14 protein-coding genes are annotated in these 16,070 nt (G+C 75.0%); 7 read left to right on the forward strand and 7 right to left on the reverse strand.

What is annotated here, in order from left to right; all coding sequences use genetic code 11:
* Window positions 1–109: 109 nt before the first annotated feature.
* Genes ABZ117_RS00005 through ABZ117_RS00015 form a run of 3 tightly spaced genes read right to left on the reverse strand, consistent with a single transcriptional unit; the run spans window position 110 to window position 3,353 of the window.
* Window positions 110–1,180, reverse strand: coding sequence for a prenyltransferase (locus ABZ117_RS00005; protein WP_356816063.1), 1,071 nt, complete (start codon window positions 1,178–1,180; stop codon window positions 110–112).
* Window positions 1,177–1,941 carry a class I SAM-dependent methyltransferase gene (locus tag ABZ117_RS00010; protein ID WP_356816064.1) on the reverse strand — a complete coding sequence of 255 codons (765 nt, stop codon included), beginning with the start codon at window positions 1,939–1,941 and terminating at the stop codon, window positions 1,177–1,179. The genes ABZ117_RS00005 and ABZ117_RS00010 overlap by 4 nt, the downstream gene beginning before the upstream one ends.
* On the reverse strand, window positions 1,935–3,353 hold the full coding sequence (locus ABZ117_RS00015; RefSeq protein ID WP_356816065.1) for a glycosyltransferase family 4 protein: 1,419 nt from the start codon (window positions 3,351–3,353) through the stop codon (window positions 1,935–1,937). The genes ABZ117_RS00010 and ABZ117_RS00015 overlap by 7 nt, the downstream gene beginning before the upstream one ends.
* Before the next feature lie 217 nt (window positions 3,354–3,570).
* Between ABZ117_RS00015 and ABZ117_RS00020 the strand changes: the two genes are divergently transcribed.
* Window positions 3,571–4,221 (forward strand): TetR family transcriptional regulator, encoded by a 651-nt coding sequence (locus tag ABZ117_RS00020; protein WP_356816066.1) that lies wholly within the window; start codon window positions 3,571–3,573, stop codon window positions 4,219–4,221.
* Window positions 4,222–4,515: 294 nt separating this feature from the next.
* Here the strand turns inward: ABZ117_RS00020 and ABZ117_RS00025 are convergent, their stop codons facing one another.
* The 4 genes from ABZ117_RS00025 to ABZ117_RS00040 form a co-directional block, all read right to left on the reverse strand.
* The gene (locus tag ABZ117_RS00025) at window positions 4,516–5,379 is read right to left on the reverse strand and encodes a tetratricopeptide repeat protein (RefSeq protein WP_356816067.1); all 864 of its coding nucleotides are present in this window, start codon (window positions 5,377–5,379) and stop codon (window positions 4,516–4,518) included.
* Between the two features lie 289 nt (window positions 5,380–5,668).
* Window positions 5,669–6,946, reverse strand: coding sequence for a DUF6545 domain-containing protein (locus ABZ117_RS00030; RefSeq protein ID WP_356816068.1), 1,278 nt, complete (start codon window positions 6,944–6,946; stop codon window positions 5,669–5,671).
* On the reverse strand, window positions 6,946–7,584 hold the full coding sequence (locus tag ABZ117_RS00035) for a hypothetical protein (protein ID WP_356816069.1): 639 nt from the start codon (window positions 7,582–7,584) through the stop codon (window positions 6,946–6,948). Before ABZ117_RS00035 ends, ABZ117_RS00030 begins: the two co-directional genes overlap by 1 nt.
* A complete protein-coding gene (locus ABZ117_RS00040) occupies window positions 7,577–8,170 on the reverse strand; it encodes an XRE family transcriptional regulator (protein WP_356816070.1) in 594 nt (197 codons plus the stop codon). Before ABZ117_RS00040 ends, ABZ117_RS00035 begins: the two co-directional genes overlap by 8 nt.
* A gap of 252 nt (window positions 8,171–8,422) precedes the next feature.
* On the opposite strand from ABZ117_RS00040, the gene ABZ117_RS00045 reads away from it, so the two are divergent.
* The 6 genes from ABZ117_RS00045 to ABZ117_RS00070 all read left to right on the forward strand — a co-directional run bounded on the left by ABZ117_RS00045 (window position 8,423) and on the right by ABZ117_RS00070 (window position 15,943).
* Window positions 8,423–9,469, forward strand: a complete 1,047-nt coding sequence (locus tag ABZ117_RS00045) for a hypothetical protein (RefSeq protein WP_356816071.1) — start codon at window positions 8,423–8,425, stop codon at window positions 9,467–9,469.
* A gap of 737 nt (window positions 9,470–10,206) precedes the next feature.
* Window positions 10,207–11,424: a prenyltransferase/squalene oxidase repeat-containing protein gene (locus ABZ117_RS00050; protein WP_356816072.1), complete on the forward strand. Its 1,218-nt coding sequence runs from the start codon at window positions 10,207–10,209 to the stop codon at window positions 11,422–11,424.
* A complete protein-coding gene (locus tag ABZ117_RS00055) occupies window positions 11,421–12,083 on the forward strand; it encodes an SCO2322 family protein (protein ID WP_356816073.1) in 663 nt (220 codons plus the stop codon). Before ABZ117_RS00050 ends, ABZ117_RS00055 begins: the two co-directional genes overlap by 4 nt.
* Before the next feature lie 79 nt (window positions 12,084–12,162).
* Window positions 12,163–13,245 carry an energy-coupling factor transporter transmembrane component T gene (locus tag ABZ117_RS00060; protein ID WP_356816074.1) on the forward strand — a complete coding sequence of 361 codons (1,083 nt, stop codon included), beginning with the start codon at window positions 12,163–12,165 and terminating at the stop codon, window positions 13,243–13,245.
* Window positions 13,242–15,014, forward strand: coding sequence for an ATP-binding cassette domain-containing protein (locus tag ABZ117_RS00065; protein WP_356816075.1), 1,773 nt, complete (start codon window positions 13,242–13,244; stop codon window positions 15,012–15,014). The genes ABZ117_RS00060 and ABZ117_RS00065 overlap by 4 nt, the downstream gene beginning before the upstream one ends.
* Window positions 15,011–15,943: an ECF transporter S component gene (locus ABZ117_RS00070; RefSeq protein WP_356816076.1), complete on the forward strand. Its 933-nt coding sequence runs from the start codon at window positions 15,011–15,013 to the stop codon at window positions 15,941–15,943. The genes ABZ117_RS00065 and ABZ117_RS00070 overlap by 4 nt, the downstream gene beginning before the upstream one ends.
* The last annotated feature ends 127 nt before the right edge of the window (window positions 15,944–16,070 follow it).

Consider the following 16,070-nt stretch of genomic DNA (forward strand, 5'->3'; position numbering starts at 1 on the left):
GTACGGCCGTCCGGACAGCGCAAGGGCCCGGGCGACCCGGTGCCCGTCTTCGGCCCGTCGGTCCGGCTGGACATCCGCCCCCGGCGGGGCGGTGCGCGGCCGGTACGGGTCAGTCGCAGCAGTCGGGGGCCAGGCCGGCCGGCAGGTACTGCCCGCCGAAGACCGCGCAGGTGGCTTCGTGGCCGCCCAGTGCGGCGACGGCCAGCAGCAGGGAGCCCGCGGTCCAGGTGGTCAGCTCGCGCGGCCAGACGGCGTCGTCGTCGAAGACGTAGCCCGTCCAGTACAGGCCGCTGTCCGGATCCCGTAGGTGCTGGATCGACTGGAGGATCTCCAGGGCGCGGTCGGACTCCCCCACCGCCCACAGGGCCAGGGCGAGTTCGCTGGACTCGCCGCCGGTCACCCAGGAGTTGGGGGTCACGCAGCGCACGCCGAGGCCGGGGACGACGAACCGGTCCCAGGACTCCTCGATGCGCGCCTTGGCCTCCTCGCCCGTCAGCGCGCCGCCGAGGACCGGGTAGTACCAGTCCATCGAGTAGCGGTTCTTGTCCAGGAAGCGCTCGGGGTGCCGGCGTATCGCGTGGCGCAGCGCGCCGACGGCCAACTCCCAGTCGGGCTGGGGCTCTTCGCGTTCCTCGGCGATGGCGAGCGCGCACCGCAGGGCGTGGTGGACGGAGGAGCTGCCGGTGAGCAGGGCGTCCGTCGCCGGTGCGCCGTCGTCCTCGCGGCGCCAGCCGATCTCCCCGCCGGGCTGCTGGAGCCGCAGCACCCACTCCATGGCCGCGTAGACGGTCGGCCACATCCGGTCCAGGAACATGTCGTCGCCGGTGGACAGGTAGTGGTGCCAGACGCCGACGGCTATGTAGGCGACGAAGTTGGACTCGCGGGCCCGGTCGGTGACGTCGTCGTGGGCGCCGTCGGCGTAGGCGGCGTACCAGGAGCCGTCCTCGTTCTGGTGCCGGGCGAGCCAGTCGTAGGCCCGCTCGGCGGCCTCGTGCTCACCGGCCGCGTCCAGGGCCATGGCGGCCTCGGTGTGGTCCCACGGGTCCAGGTGGTGCCCGCGGAACCACGGGAGCGCACCGTCCTCCCGCTGCACGGCGAGGATGCCGCGGACGGTCGCGGCGGCCTGCTCGGCGGTGAGGACCCCGGGCAGGACGAGGTGTTCTGTCCGGGGGGTGGTCACTTGGCGGCCGCCTCGGAGGTCTCGGTGCCGGCGTCGGCCAGGCGCGGCAGGTGCGGCTTGGTGGCGTAGACGACGAAGCTCTTGCCGATGAGCGGGTTCAGGGCCCGCTCGGCGAGGCGGGTGGCGAGCGGCTTCTTCATGATGTCCCAGACCAGCAGCTTGTGGTACGCCCGCACCGGCAGCGCCTTGTCGTTGTCCACGCCGAAGGCGCACTTCAGCCACCAGTACGGCGAGTGCAGCGCGTGCGCGTGGTGGCTGCCGTACGGCTTCAGGCCGGCCTCGCGGACCTTGGCGACCAGTTCGCCGGCCCGGTAGATGCGGATGTGGCCGCCCTCCACCTCGTGGTAGGCGTCGGACAGCGTCCAGCAGACCTTCTCGGGGCCGTAGCGGGGCACGGTGACCGCGAGCCGGCCGCCGGGGCGGAGCACGCGGACCATCTCGGCGAGTACGCCCTTGTCGTCGGGGATGTGCTCCATCACCTCGGAGATGATGACGACGTCGAAGGAGTCGTCGGGGAAGGGCAGGGCGAGGGCGTCGCCCTCCATGGCGGTGGCGGTGGCGCCCTCGGGGGCCTCCCCGGCCTCCCGCATCGCCGCGAACCACTTGGCGACCTCGCGGATCTCCTCGGCGCTGCGGTCCAGCGCCACGACCCGGGCGCCGCGCCGGTAGCACTCGAAGGCGTGCCGCCCGGCTCCGCAGCCGAGGTCCAGGACACGGTCGCCGGGGGCGATCGGGAACCGGGAGAAGTCGACGGTCAGCACGTGGCCCTGCTTTCGGTGTAGACGCCGGGGATGGCCGCGGGGCGGCCGGGGTCCTGCGGCCGGGGGCGGGGGCCGCCGGAGCGGGCGATGGCCTCGCGGTAGCGGGCCACGGTGCCCTCGGCGGCCCGGGCCCAGGTGAAGCGTTCGAGCACCCGCTCACGGCCGGCCGCGCCGAGCCGGGCCCGCAACACCGGGTCGCCGAGCAGCCGGCCGAGACCGGCGGCGAGGGCGTCCGCGTCACCGGTCGGTACGGCCAGGCAGGTCTCGCCGTCCCGGCCGGCGACCTCGGGGATCGCGCCGCCGGTGGTGGCGACCAGCGGGGTGCCGGTGGCCATGGCCTCGGCGGCGGGCAGCGAGAAACCCTCGTACAGGGAGGGCACGCAGGCGACCTGGGCGGAGCGGATCAGGTCGACCAGTTCGGCGTCGGAGATGCCTTTGACGAACTCGACGGCGCCCTGGAGGCCGTACCGCTCGACCGCCTGGGCGACCGGGCCCTCCTGCGGGCGTTTGCCGACGACGACGAGGTGCGCGGCCGGGTGCTCGGTGCGCAGCTTGGCGAGCGCCTCCACGAGGAACACCAGGCCCTTGAGGGGCACGTCGGCGCTGGAGGTGGTGACGATGCGTCCGGGGACCTCGGGCACGGCCGGGTCCGGCGCGAAGAGGTCGGTGTCGGCGCCGATGTGGACCACGTGGACGCGGTCGTCGCGGACGCCGAGGTGGTCCACGATCTCCTGCCGGGAGCTGCCGGAGACGGTGAGGACCGAGGGCAGGCGGCGGGCGACCCGCTTCTGCATGCGGGTGAACGCGTACCAGCGGCGCACCGAGTAGCGGCGCTGCCAGGTGCCGGCCGCGTCCAGCTCCAACTGCCGGTCGACGGTGATGGGGTGGTGGATCGTGGTCACCAGGGGGGCGCCGATGTCGCCCAGCAGGCCGTAGCCGAGGGTCTGGTTGTCGTGGACGACGTCGAACTCGCCGCGGCGGGCGCGCAGATGGCGGCGGGCGCGCAGCGAGAAGGTCAGCGGCTCGGGGAAGCCGCCGGTCCACATGGTCGCCACTTCCAGGGCGTCGACCCAGTCCCGGTACTCGCCCCGTCCGGGGGTGCGGAAGGGGTCGGGCTGGCGGTAGAGGTCGAGGCTGGGCAGCTCGGTGAGGGCGAGGTTCGGGTAGCCCTCGTCCAGGACGGGGTACGGCTGCGATCCGATGACCTCGACCCGGTGGCCGAGGCGGGCCAGCTCGCGCGAGAGGTGCCGTACGTAGACGCCCTGTCCCCCGCAGAACGGGTTCCCCTTGTAGGTGAGGAGCGCGATGTGGAGCGGCCGCTCCGCCCCGCCCCCGGCCGCGCTCGGGCGGGAGGGACCCCCACCGGCAGCGGGCTCCTGGCCGGCACCCGCCTCCCGGGCCTCAGCGGTCACTCCGTGCCCCCTTCTGCCTGCACTGCCCGCGACACTACGACGGGAGATAATCTAGAACAAGTTTCAGACTTGATCGTTCAGGAGGCTCTGAATCTACCGGCAGGTAGGAGCGCGGTGAGCAGTGGATCAGGTGATTCGCGCCACGGCGCGCGGCGCTGCCATGCCGGCTGATCGCGAGCCCCACGGACGACCTCACCGACTGTCACGGACGGTACCCATGCCCGCCGAAGCCCGTCCCCCGCGTCCGTCCCCCGAGCCCCCGGACCCACTCGGACGGGCAGCCGCACCCGCGCAGCTGACCGAACGGCAGGAGGCCCGCCGGCGCGGCATCCTGCGCGCCAGCGCCCAGCTGGCCGGCCGGGGCGGGTTCGACGGCGTGCAGATGCGTGAGGTCGCCGAGGTCTCCCAGGTGGCCCTCGGCACCCTGTACCGCTATTTCCCGTCCAAGGTGCATCTCCTCGTGGCGACCATGCAGGACCAGCTGGAGCACCTGCACGGCACCCTGCGCAAGAGACCCCCCACCGGTGACACGGCCGCCGAGCGGGTCACCGAGACCCTGATCCGGGCCTTCCGCGCCCTCCAGCGCGAACCCCGCCTGGCCGACGCCATGGTCCGCGCCCTCATCTTCGCCGACCGCGGCGTCTCGGCCGAGGTCGAGCAGGTCTCCCGGCAGACGACCGCGATCATCCTGGAGGCGACGGGACTGGCGGACCCCACGCCCGGGCAGCTGTCCGCGGTCCGGGTCATCGAGCACACCTGGCACTCGGCGCTCTCCACCTGGCTGTCCGGCCGCGCCTCCGTCGCCCAGGTGGAGGCCGACCTGGGGACGGTGTGCCGCCTGATCGACCTGACGGAACCGGACGACTGACCGAATACCCAAATTGTCGGTAAGTGGTACGAAATGACGGGTTCTGACACCGTTGACCGGGCTATGCTGATAACAGCCTACGAGGCGAGTGAGGGAGTCCAACCGGAGTAGCCGACTACGGCGAGACGCGCAAGCATCCGCCGGGGCCGACAGCGACGGTGGGGCTGAGAGGCCGGACGGCAGCAGTCAGGCCGGACGGCGACCCCCAGCACCTGATCCGGACCATGCCGGCGAAGGGAACCCGCCTCGTAGGTCCTTGCTTGTGCCCTGTGCGGTGGCTGTGCCGGGTGCCGCTCAGCCGGCCGGTGCCAGCCCCTTCCAGCTCCGGGCGGGCGCCTGCCGGCCGGCCCACTCCTCCAGCAGACGGCGGGCCTCCTCGGGCGGCGCGGCCAGGGAGACCCGCTGGGTGCCGGCGTGCGTGTTCCGCTCTCGCTCCTGCGTTCCCGCGCTACAGCAGGAGCACAGCAGGTCGAAGCCGCTCGCGGGCTCGGCGCCGTAGTCCTGCCCGCCGAACAGCTCGACCAGCGCCTCGACGTCGGCGGCCCCGGCCGCGTGCACCGTCACCGTGAGCGTCGGCAGGCCGGAGGGCTCGAAGAGGAGCAGTTCGTCGAAGACCGGGTACTCGTGGCCGTCCACGACCCGGCGGCCCGTCGGCTCGCCGTCGTGCACGACGACCTCGTCGTACCGGCGGCCGGCGGTCACCGGTACGTTCATCACCCGGCCCCGGGTCGGGCACAGCCGGTCGATCCACACGACCTCGCGCTCGCCGCCCGTGTCCAGACGTACGCACGCCGGCCCGAGACGGGCCTCGATCGCGCCCTCGCCCGCCGGGAGCGTGATGCCGAACCCCTCCCACGCCTGGCGCGCGGTGACCCAGTCGCGCTGGATGGTGGCCGCGATGCCCAGGTTCCAGAACGCCGGGTCGCCCTCACCGCGCGGGGCGCGGGCGGCGGCCTCCCGGCCCAGCTCGTACGCCTTCGCCCAGTTGCGCAGGAACTTGTGGCCGAGGGCGGCGTCGTACCACCACACCCCGCTCGTCTCCTCGTCGGGGAAGTGGGCGAGCACCCGCTCCAGCAGACCGGCGGCGGTCAGCCACTCCTCGGCGTCCCAGGCCTGGTACGCCCGCTCGATCAGCTGCTCGGCCTCGGACTTGCGCACGCTGTCTTCCCCACCCCGGTCGGTACCCGTCGAAACGCAGGAGCCTACCCCGCGCCTCCGGCCCCCTGCCCCCGGGGTGACACCGCCCCCGGGCGCCCCGGCAGCACCCGGACCCGAGAACGTCCGGCCACCCCGGCGGGTCCGGCGCCCTGACCGGCCGGACCTCCGGTGACGCCCGGCGGCGGCTCCGTACAGGGCTGGCCCCGCCGGACAGGCGGGCGGGCCGGGGCAGGTGCCTGCGGGGCGCGCCGGGAGGCGGTACGGCCGTACGGCCGGTGCGCCGGATGGGTCAGACGTGGGTCGGGAGGCCCTCCGTGGTGGCCGTCCGGTGGCGGAACCCGTCGACCGCGGCGGCGTGGAAGCGCAGCGCGTGGGCGACGGACTCCAGTTCGCCGGGACCCCAGGCGGGGGCGGTGCGGCCGGCCGTGCCAGGACCGCAGGCCGGGGCGGTGGGGCCGGCCGTGCCAGGACCGCGGACAGGGGCGATGAGGCCGGCCGGTGGCGGGCGGTCCCGGGCCCGTGGCGCGTGCAGCAGCTCGACGGCGACGAGGATGTCCACCGCCGCCGCGATACCCCGCGCCACGCACTCCGGGTGGCCCGCCGCCGTCGCCGCCCGCAGGGTCCGCTCGCGCCGGGCTCCGCTGAGGTGCGGTGCCAGCTTCAGGAGGCCGTCGTTGATGGCGGCCCGGCGCAGTTCGAGGCGCAGGGCGGCACCGCTGACCCGGCCGGTCGCCGGGGCCGCCGGCGCGCTGACGGTCAGCATGATCTGCCACAGCGGCTTCAGGCGCCGGTACGTGCGCACGAGCCGGCGGCGCTCCGCCACCAGTGGCCCGGCCTGCCCGGCGATGAAGGCGACGGCCACCAGGGCGGCCTCGGCGATGGCGAAGGGCGGGGCGACGTACGTGGACAGCCAGTCCCAGTCCCGGCCGCTCCACCGGGCGCCGATCGCGGCGAGTTTCGCCAGGTCGAAGAGGAGTCCGAGGGCGTAGGCCTCCTGGAGGAAGATCACCGCCCGGCGCAGCCAGGTCTCCTCCACCTCCTGGAACCAGGCCCACAGCATGCCGGCCGCGACCAGCGCCGACACCAGGTGGGCGACGAGGTAGAGCAGCACGAACTCGCGCATCCAGGGTGTGGCGGCGTAGTAGGTGTCGAGGTCCCGTACCCGCTCCACATGGTGGTCGCCGAGCAGGAACGTCGTCCACAGGCCGACGATGATCACGGCGTACGTCACCCAGACGAGCCGGGTGCGCCGGCGGCGGACGGCGGACGGCGGCTCGCGCCAGGTGATGATGAGCCACAGGCAGGCGCCGCAGTAGACGGTCAGCAGCGAGTAGACCCACAGGCCGGCGAAGTTGGGGATGCCGGTGAGTTCGTTGATGCCGTGCAGGCCGGCCGGCGGCAGCGAGGCGAAGACGACCGCGCCGATGCCCAGCAGCAGGGCGGTGGCCCGCAGGATCGGGTCCTGCCAGGCGCGCCGCAGCAGCGGCACTTTGATCACGAAGGCCACGCCGAGCAGGACGGCCGGGACGGCGTAGGCGGCGAGACAGCCGGCGAGGTCCCAGCGCATCAGGGCCCGCCGATGTTGCCCAGTGAGGAGGACAGCCGGTCGGTCAGGGTGTCCTGGGTCGTCGGGCCGGCCGCGCCCGGCCCGACGACCTTGGAGAACTTGGCCGCGAGGCGCAGCCCGCACTCCTCGGCCTCCCACTCGGCCGCGGCCGCCGGCGCGGCGGGCGAGCGGGTGGCCGTGGCGACCACCTGGTCCCAGGGGATGTCGTCCTCGGCCCGGGAGAGCAGCCGGCGTGCGGCGGCGGGCAGCCCGGCCGGGTAGTGCACGTCCAGCGTGCCGTAGCGGACGTGGCCGATCTCGTGCCCGGCGATGACGAACTGGTGCAGTTCGGGGGCGCGTTCCTCGACCACGACGAGGTACTCCTCGTCCCGGGCGAGGGTGATCCCGGAGACGTCCAGGGTGGCCGGGAAGGCGACGAACCTCAGCCGCACCGGGCGGTCGAGGCGCGGGCTGAGCGTGGCGCACAGCGCGTGCAGGAACGCCTTCGGTTCCGTGGGCGGGGTGAGGGTGCGGACGGTGTCGCGCACGAGCTGGTCCAGGAAGCGCTTGGGGGACTTCGGGTACGGCGGGCAGGCCGCCGGCCGCGGGCGGGCAGCGGGCGCCGGGGACTTCCGGGACCGGGCGGGTCGCTCAGGCACGCCCGGTGTCCTTCGCCCGCTCCGAGGAGATGATCATCTCGGCCAGGTCGGCCAGGGTGGCGAGCTGCCGGGCGTTCATCTGGGGCGCGCGGGCGGCCAGCCGGACCAGTCCGCTCTCGCGCAGCCGCAGCAGCGGGTCGGCCTCGGCCTCCAGGCTCTGGAGCACCGGTTGCAGCGCCTCGTGCAGCGCCTCCGGTCCGTCCGCGGTGAAGAAGCCCGCGGGCAGGCCGAAGAACCGGCGTAACCGGTCGGCGTGTTCGAGGCTCGGCATACCGCTCTTGCGCCACTCGCTCAGCCACTGCCGGCTGGTCCCGGCGATCCGGGCCAGCTCGTCCAGGGAGTACCGCTTGCCGTCGGGCCTGCGCCGGGTCTCCCGGATGAAATCCAGTCGCTGGCGCACTCGTTGGGCCAGGCACGGCTCGGACACCCGGCCCCCGCTGAGGAGTTCGACGACGGTACCTACGGGAATGCCGGTGCGGTACGAGAGGCCGGCCACGTCGAGGACCTCCGGCAGGCGGCCCGGCCGTCCGGTCAACTCACCCAGCCGGTCGAGGAATTCGGCCAGCGAGGCGTAGGCGTCACTCACCGAGGTCCCCCCTGGGCGTGTCGTCCGTTCGGCGGCTGAGCTGACGCGAGGTTACCGGGTCGCCCGTGCGCCTACCAGACGTGACAACACTCCCTGCGGAAGTACGCAGCTATCGTTGACAGTTGCTGGTGCTGTGGGTGAGGATCACTGCACAGAGAGCAAGATCTGACCCGCCCCGGGTGCCGCCGATGGGGGAGCGGCACCCGGGGTGTTTCTCGTCCGCCTTCGCCGTCGAGGAAGGACCAGGCACCCATGGCGCAGCCCGTCCTCCTCCTGGGGGCCGGACACGGGGACGCGTGCGGCGAGTTCGCGCTGGCGCGGATCGCCGCGGTCCATCCGGTGATCCTGGTCGACCCGGAGCCGCCCGCCTGGGCGCGCCCGTATCTGGCCGGCCACCTCGCGGCCGACCCGGCCCGCGAGGCGCAGACGGCCGACGCGGTCCTGCGGTACGCGGCCCGGCGCCCGGTCGGCGGCCTGCTCACCTGGTCCGCGGAGCATCTGGTGACGGCCGCGCGCGTCGCCGCCCGGCTGGGGCTGCCCGGCCTGCCGTACGAGACGGCCGCGGCCTGCGCCGACCCCGCCGCGCTGCGGGCGCTGCTGCTGCGGCACCGGGTGACGCCGGCCGGCCCCGAGGACACGGAGGGGCCGCTCGTGTCCGCCGAGACCGTCGTCCTCGACGACGAGATCCGCATCGTCGCGCTCACCCGGACGACGACGGGCCCGGCGCCCGCCCGCCGCGCGCTGCGGCACTGCGTCCACGCCCATGACGGGCTCCTGCACAACCGGTTCCTGCGCCAGTGCGTCGAGCGGACCGTCCGCGCGCTCGGGCTCACACACACGGTCGCGCACCTCACCCTGCGGCTGACCGACCGCGGCCCCCGCGTCACGGGCGTCGCCCCGCACCTGCCCGGCGACCTGCTCCCGCTGCTCGTGGAACAGGCCACCGGCGTCGACCTCGCCCGGGCCGCCGCCACACTGGCCACCGGCCGGCTCCCGGAACTGACCCCGACCCGGCAGCGGGCCGCCGCCGTCCAGTTCGCCTACCCGGCCACCACCGGCCGCCTGACCGACCTCCGCCTGGACCCGGGCGCCGCGCACGAGCCGTCCGCCGAACGCATGGTCCTCACCCGGCGGTCCGGTGACCTGGTGACGGCCGCCGCCCACGCGGACGTCACCGACCGGCTCGCGCACTGGGTCGCCACCGGTGAGGACCCCGCGCAGTGCGAGGAGGCACTGCGCCGCATGGCCCGCCACCTGAGCGCGACGGTGACCCCGACGGCGAACACGTACGCGGCGTAGCCCGCCGGGCCACGGACACCCGGCCGGGTCGGACGCCGGCACCGGCGACCCGGCAGGGCCACGAACACCCACCGGGCCCGACGCCGGCACCGGCGGAGGGCAGGTCCGGCAGACCCAGTGCACGGCAGGTCCGGTGGACGGCAGGTCCGGTGGACGACAGGTCCGGCAGGTCCGCCAAACCCGGCGGAGGGCAGACCCGACAGACGGCAGACCTGGCAGACCCGGCGGACGGCAGACCCAGTGGACGGCAGGCCCGGCGGACGGCAGGCCCGGCGGACGGCAGGTGCGGCGGGTGCACCTGACGGTCCGTGTACGTACGACGGCCCGCCCGCACCACGCTCGCGCGGGCGCCGCCCCGCCCTCTGCGACAACCTGTACGGCCGTCGCGGCCGTCACCGCCGTGACCCCGGTCACCGGGGCCGTGTGCCGACGGCCACCCCTCGGCCCGCGTGGGGCGGCCGGTACAGTGGCGGGGTCGTCATCACACCCGTACGGGGGGAAGCCGGTGCAATTCCGGCGTAGGCCCTTCCCACGCCCTCGACTTGGCCCGGGCAGGGGACATCCCTGTCCGTGAACCGTCGTCCGACGGTGCGCCGGACCGCCCCGGACGGGACGTTGACCGGCTCCCGTGCGCCGGCGGCCCGCCGCGCACGGCACCGTCGAGTTCTACGGAGCCGAGCCGCCCGAGGGTTCTCCCACGCGCTGCCGGCTCCCCGCAGGAGAGGCAGTCGCCGACCATGAACGTCCGCCGCAGTGCCGCGGCCCTCGCCGCCGTAGGCGTGCTGGCCGCCGCCGCGCCCGCCACGGCCGCCGACCCGTCCCCGTCCGCGCCGTCCCCCCAGGTGACGGTCCCGTCCGGGCTGTACGGCAAGGGCGACCCGACGTGGGACGGCGTGTGGCGGCAGTCCCTCACGATCGTCGCCCAGCGCACCGTCGGCTACCGCCCCGCGGCCGCGGCCGTGGACTGGCTCACCGGACAGCAGTGCGCGAACGGCGGGTTCGCCGCGTTCCGCGCCACCCCCGGCACGGCCTGCGACAGCAAGGTCAAGCTCGACACCAACAACACCGCCGCCGCCGTCCAGGCCCTCGCGGCGGTCGGCGGCCGCGGCGCCGCGGCCGGCAAGGCCGTCGACTGGCTGAAGTCCGTGCAGAACAAGGACGGCGGCTGGGGCTACTACCCGGGCGACCCCAGCGACACCAACTCCACCTCCGTCGTCATCGGCGCGCTGACCGCCGCCGGCACGGACCCGGCGGACGTCCGCAAGTCCGGCCGCTCCCCCTACGACCCGCTGCCCGCCTGGTCCGTCCCCTGCGGCCAGGACGGCGGGGGCGCCCTCGCCTTCCAGCCGGACAAGAAGGGCAAGCTGCTCGCCAACGCGGACGCGACGGCGGCCGGCCTGCTGGGCGCCCTCGGCAAGGGCTTCGTGGTCCGGGCCGGCAAGGCCCCGGCGAAGGACGCCTGCACCGAGGCCGGCCACCTCACCCGGGCGCAGGTGGCCGACAACGCCGGCGCCTACCTCGCGGCGGCCGTCGCGAAGACCGGCCATCTGCGGTCCACGCTGCCCGGCGCCAAGGACCAGCCCGACTTCGGCAACACCGCGGACGCCGTTGTCGCGCTCGCCGCGGACGGCCGGACCGACGCCGCCCGCACGGCGTACGCCTGGCTGGAGAAGAACGCCGCCCAGTGGGCGACGCAGAGCGGCCCGGCCGCGTACGCGCAGCTCATCCTCGCCGCGCACGCCGTCGGGGAGCAGCCGGGCGACTTCGACGGCACCAGCCTGGTCCGCTCCCTCAACGCGCTCGGCCCGGCCCCGCACCTGGACTCCGCCGCGGACCCGTCGGCCTCCGACGAGAAGGACTCGAAGACCGCCGTCTGGTGGATCGTCGGCGTCGGTCTCGTCGCGGGCATCGGCATCGGTTTCCTGCTGAGCGGCCGGAAGAAGCGGCAGCCGTGACCTCCGTCCGCCGTACCGTGGCCGTCCGCCGTACCGTGCCGGTGCTCGTCGCCGCGGCGCTCCTGTCCGGCTCCGCCGGGCAGGCCGGCGCCACCGGCTACCGCTACTGGTCGTTCTGGGAGCGCACCGGGGGCCACTGGGCGTACGCCACGCAGGGCCCGGCGTCCGTCCGGCCCGACGACGGCAGCGTGCAGGGCTTCCGGTTCGCGGTGAGCGCGGACTCCGCGGACGCGAGCCGGCCGCGCGGTACGGCGGACTTCGCCGCGGTGTGCGCGGGGACGCACGCGAAGTCCGGTACGAAGCGGGTGGGTCTGGTGCTGGACTTCGGTACGGCGTCGGACGCGCCGTCCGGTGAGACTCCGCCGGCGTCGCGTACGGCGTGCGCGCGGGTGTCGCCGGACGCGACGGCGGCGGAGGCGCTGGCCGCTGTGGCGAAGCCTCTGCGCTACGACGCCAACGCCCTGTTGTGCGCGATCGGCGGGTATCCGCGGAAGGGGTGCGGGGAGCAGACCTCCGCCGGGGGCGGGACCGCGTCCGACGGGGGGAACGCGTCCGACGGCGGGCCGTCGCTGGGGCTGCCGGTCGGCGTGGCGGTGGTCGCCGCGCTGGCGGGGGCGGCGGTGTGGCGGACCAAGCGGCGGCGCGATGACTCCGGGTGAGACCGGAGGAGGGTGCGGGGCGTCTTGTGGGTGCGGGTGCGGCGTGGCTGATCGCGCAGTTCCCCGCGCCCCTGAGGAGTTGCGGTCAAGGTCGGGTTCCGGTGGGGGTGTTCTGCATCCTGGGGCCTGGTGGGGGTGGGCTCTCGGGCTGGGGGTCGCTGCCGGCCGTACCAGCAATCCGCTGCTTCTCGGCCTGCTCATAGCCGCCTCCGGCTACGTCGTGGCGACGCACCGGTCGTCCGCGCCCTGGTCCCGCTCGTACGCCGCCTTCGCGCGGCTCGGGCTCGCCGTCGTCCTCGTCCGGCTCCTCTTCGCCGTGGCGCTCGGCTCGCCCATCCCCGGCACGCACACGCTTCTCACCCTTCCCGAGGTCTCGCTGCCGCACTGGGCGCAGGGCATCCGCCTGGGGGGCCGGGTCACCGCGGAGGCGGTGGTCTTCGCCGCGTACGACGGGCTGAAGCTCGCCACCCTGCTGGTCTGCGTCGGCGCGGCGAACGCGCTGGCGTCCCCGGCCCGTCTCCTGAAGTCCCTGCCCGGCGCGCTGTACGAGACGGGCGTGGCGGTGGTCGTCGCGCTCACCTTCGCGCCGCACCTCGTGGCCGACGTCCGGCGGCTGCGGGCCGCCCGCCGCCTGCGGGGCCGTCCGGACCGGGGCGTGCGGGGCCTGCTCCAGGTCGGACTGCCGGTCCTGGAGGGCGCGTTGGAGCGTTCGGTGGCGCTGGCCGCCGCGATGGAGGCGCGCGGTTACGGCCGTACCGCCGAGGTTCCCGCCCGGGTCCGCCGTACGACGGCCGCGCTCACCCTCGGTGGTCTGCTGGGCGTGTGCGCGGGAACGTACGGGCTGCTGACGGCCGAACGGGGCGCGTACGGCGTCCCGGTGCTGTGCGCCGGGGTCGCCGCAGCGCTCGCGGGCCTGCGGCTGGGCGGCCGGCGCTCCCCGCGGACCCGGTACCGCCCGGACCCGTGGGGTGCGCGCGCCTGGCTGGTCGCGGGCTCCGGTGCCGCGGTCGCCGCGCTGCTCACCCTCGCCTCCGTCCGTGATCCGGACGCGCTGCACCCGGGGGTCGTGCCCCTGGTCGCCCCCGGCCTTCCGGTCTGGCCCGCCGCGGCCGTCCTGTTCGCCCTGCTGCCCGCCTTCGTCGTCCCCAGGGAGCCGTCGTGATCCGCTTCGAGGATGTCAGCGTGACGTACGACGGTGCGGCCCGCCCCACCGTCGCCGGCGTCGACTTCGAGGTGCCCGAGGGTGAACTGGTGCTGCTCGCCGGTCCGTCCGGGGTCGGCAAGTCGACGGTGCTGGGCGCGGTGAGCGGGCTGGTGCCGCACTTCACCGGCGGCACCCTGCGCGGGCGTGTCACGGTGGCCGGCCGGGACACCCGTACGCACCGGCCGCGTCATCTGGCCGACGTGGTCGGCACGGTGGGCCAGGATCCGCTCGCGCACTTCGTGACGGACACCGTTGAGGACGAACTCGCCTACGGTATGGAGTCGTTGGGGATCGCCCCGGCCGTGATGCGGCGCCGGGTGGAGGAGACCCTCGATCTGCTGGGCCTGGCCGGGCTGCGGGGCCGGCCCATCGCCACGCTGTCCGGCGGGCAGCGCCAGCGGGTCGCGATCGGCTCGGTCCTCACCCCGCATCCGCGGGTGCTGGTCCTGGACGAGCCGACGTCGGCGCTGGATCCTGCCGCCGCGGAGGAGGTGCTGGCCGTGGTGCAGCGGCTGGTGCACGACCTGGGGACGACGGTGCTGATGGCCGAGCACCGGCTGGAACGGGTGATCCAGTACGCCGACCGGGTCGTCCTGCTGCCGGCGCCCGGTGCGGCACCGGTCGTCGGTCCCCCGGCCGAGGTGATGGCCGTGTCCCCGGTGTTCCCGCCGGTGGTGGGCCTGGGCCGGCTGGCCGGCTGGTCCCCCCTCCCCCTGACCGTCCGGGACGCCCGCCGCCGCGCGGCCGACCTGCGCACCCGCCTGACCGCCGCGGCCAGGACGGCGGCTGAGACCGCCACCACCGCCACTACCGGTACCGGCACCGCCACCGCCACCGGTACCGGCACCGCTCCGGCCGGCACGGCCACCGGCGTTCCCGCCCAGTCGCGGCACCCCGCACCCGCCGCACCCGCCGGGCCCACCCGCCGCCCCTTGTTCCGCCGCCGCCCCTCCCCCGGGCCGGTGCCGCCGGACGCGCCTGTCGCCGAGGTCCGTGCCCTCTCCGTGCGCCGGGACGGTGTCCACGCGCTGCGGCGGGTGGACCTGACCGTGACCCCGGGTGAGACGGTGGCCCTCATGGGCCGCAACGGTGCCGGGAAGTCGACCCTGCTCGGCTCGCTCGTCGGGCTCGTGGCGCCCGGTACCGGCACGGTCAGCGTCGGCGGCGCCGTCCCCCACCGCACCTCGCCCCGGGACCTCGTCCGCAAGGCCGGTCTCGTCCCGCAGGAGCCGCGCGACCTGCTGTACGCGGACACGGTGGCCGCCGAGTGCGCGGCGGCCGACCGGGACGCGGGCGCGGCGCCCGGCACCTGCCGGGCGCTGGTGTCGGGGCTGCTGCCGGGGATCGCGGACGACACGCACCCCCGGGACCTGTCCGAGGGCCAGTGCCTGGCGCTCGCCCTGGCCGTCGTGCTGACCGCCCGCCCTCCCCTGCTCCTGCTGGACGAGCCGACGCGCGGCCTGGACTACGCGGCGAAGGGCCGTCTGGTGGCCGTCCTGCGCACCCTGGCGGCCGAGGGGCACGCGATCGTCCTGGCGACGCACGACGTGGAACTGGCCGCCGAGCTGGCCCACCGGGTGGTGCTGCTAGCCGAGGGCGAGGTGATCGCCGACGGTCCGACGGCCGAGATCGTGGTGTCGTCGCCGTCGTTCGCCCCGCAGGTGACGAAGATCCTCGCCCCGCAGCGGTGGCTGACGGTGTCCGAGGTGCGGGAGGCCCTGGCATGAGCCGTGCCCCGCGGGTCCGTGCCGTCCGCCTCGGCCCCCGCTCCGTCGCCGCGCTCGCGATCAGCGGCGCGGTGGGTGTGGTGGCCTTCGGCTGGCCCTTCCTCGCCCCGCCCGGCTCCGGGCTGAGCGCGCACGCCCAGGACGCGCCGTGGCTGTTCGCCGGTCTGCTGCTGCTCCTGGTGGCGGTCGTGGCAGCGACGATCTCCGAGTCGGATCTCGGGCCGAAGGCCGTGGCCATGCTGGGGGTGCTGGCCGCGACGGGGGCGGCGCTGCGCCCGATCGGCGCGGGGACGGCGGGGCTGGAGCCGATGTTCTTCCTGATGGTGCTCAGCGGCCGGGTGCTCGGCCCGGGCTTCGGGTTCGCGCTGGGCTCGGTGACGATGTTCGCGTCCGCGCTGCTCACGGGCGGGGTGGGGCCGTGGCTGCCGTTCCAGATGCTGGCGATGGGCTGGTTCACGATGGGCGCCGGCCTACTTCCGGGGCCGGTCCGCCTGCGCGGGCGCGGTGAACTGGCGGTGCTGGCCGCCTACGGCTTCCTGGCGGCCTTCGCGTACGGCACGGTCATGAACCTGGCCGGCTGGCCGTTCATGGCTGCGGCGGCCTCAGGCATCTCCTTCGACGCGGACGCGCCGGTCGCCGCCAACCTGGCCCGCTTCGTCGCGTACTGCCTGGCCACCTCGCTCGGCTGGGACCTGGGCCGGGCGGTGTGCACGGTGGTGCTGACGCTCGCTCTCGGTCCGGCGGTGCTGCGTGCCCTGCGCCGGGCCACGCGGCGGGCGGCGTTCGAGACGGCGGTCACATTCGACGGTCCCGGTGCGAGACGGCCGTCACAGCCGGCGGTCCCGGTGCGTGAGGCGCCGTGTCCGCACGGTGAGCGGGACGGTGAAGCACCCCACATGACGCACGTCACCTACGAACCTGAGTCGTAGTCCCATTTGTCCGATACACCCTTCCATGCACCCCTTCTGACCTGCGCTTTGAGACCCACGCCACAGAGTCGGTCAGACGGGCAGATCCGGCCACAACTAGTAAAAGGGGTCATTGCGGACTCGTTTC

The sequence above is a fragment of the Streptomyces sp. NPDC006309 genome (assembly GCF_040613095.1).
Taxonomy (GTDB): domain Bacteria; phylum Actinomycetota; class Actinomycetes; order Streptomycetales; family Streptomycetaceae; genus Streptomyces.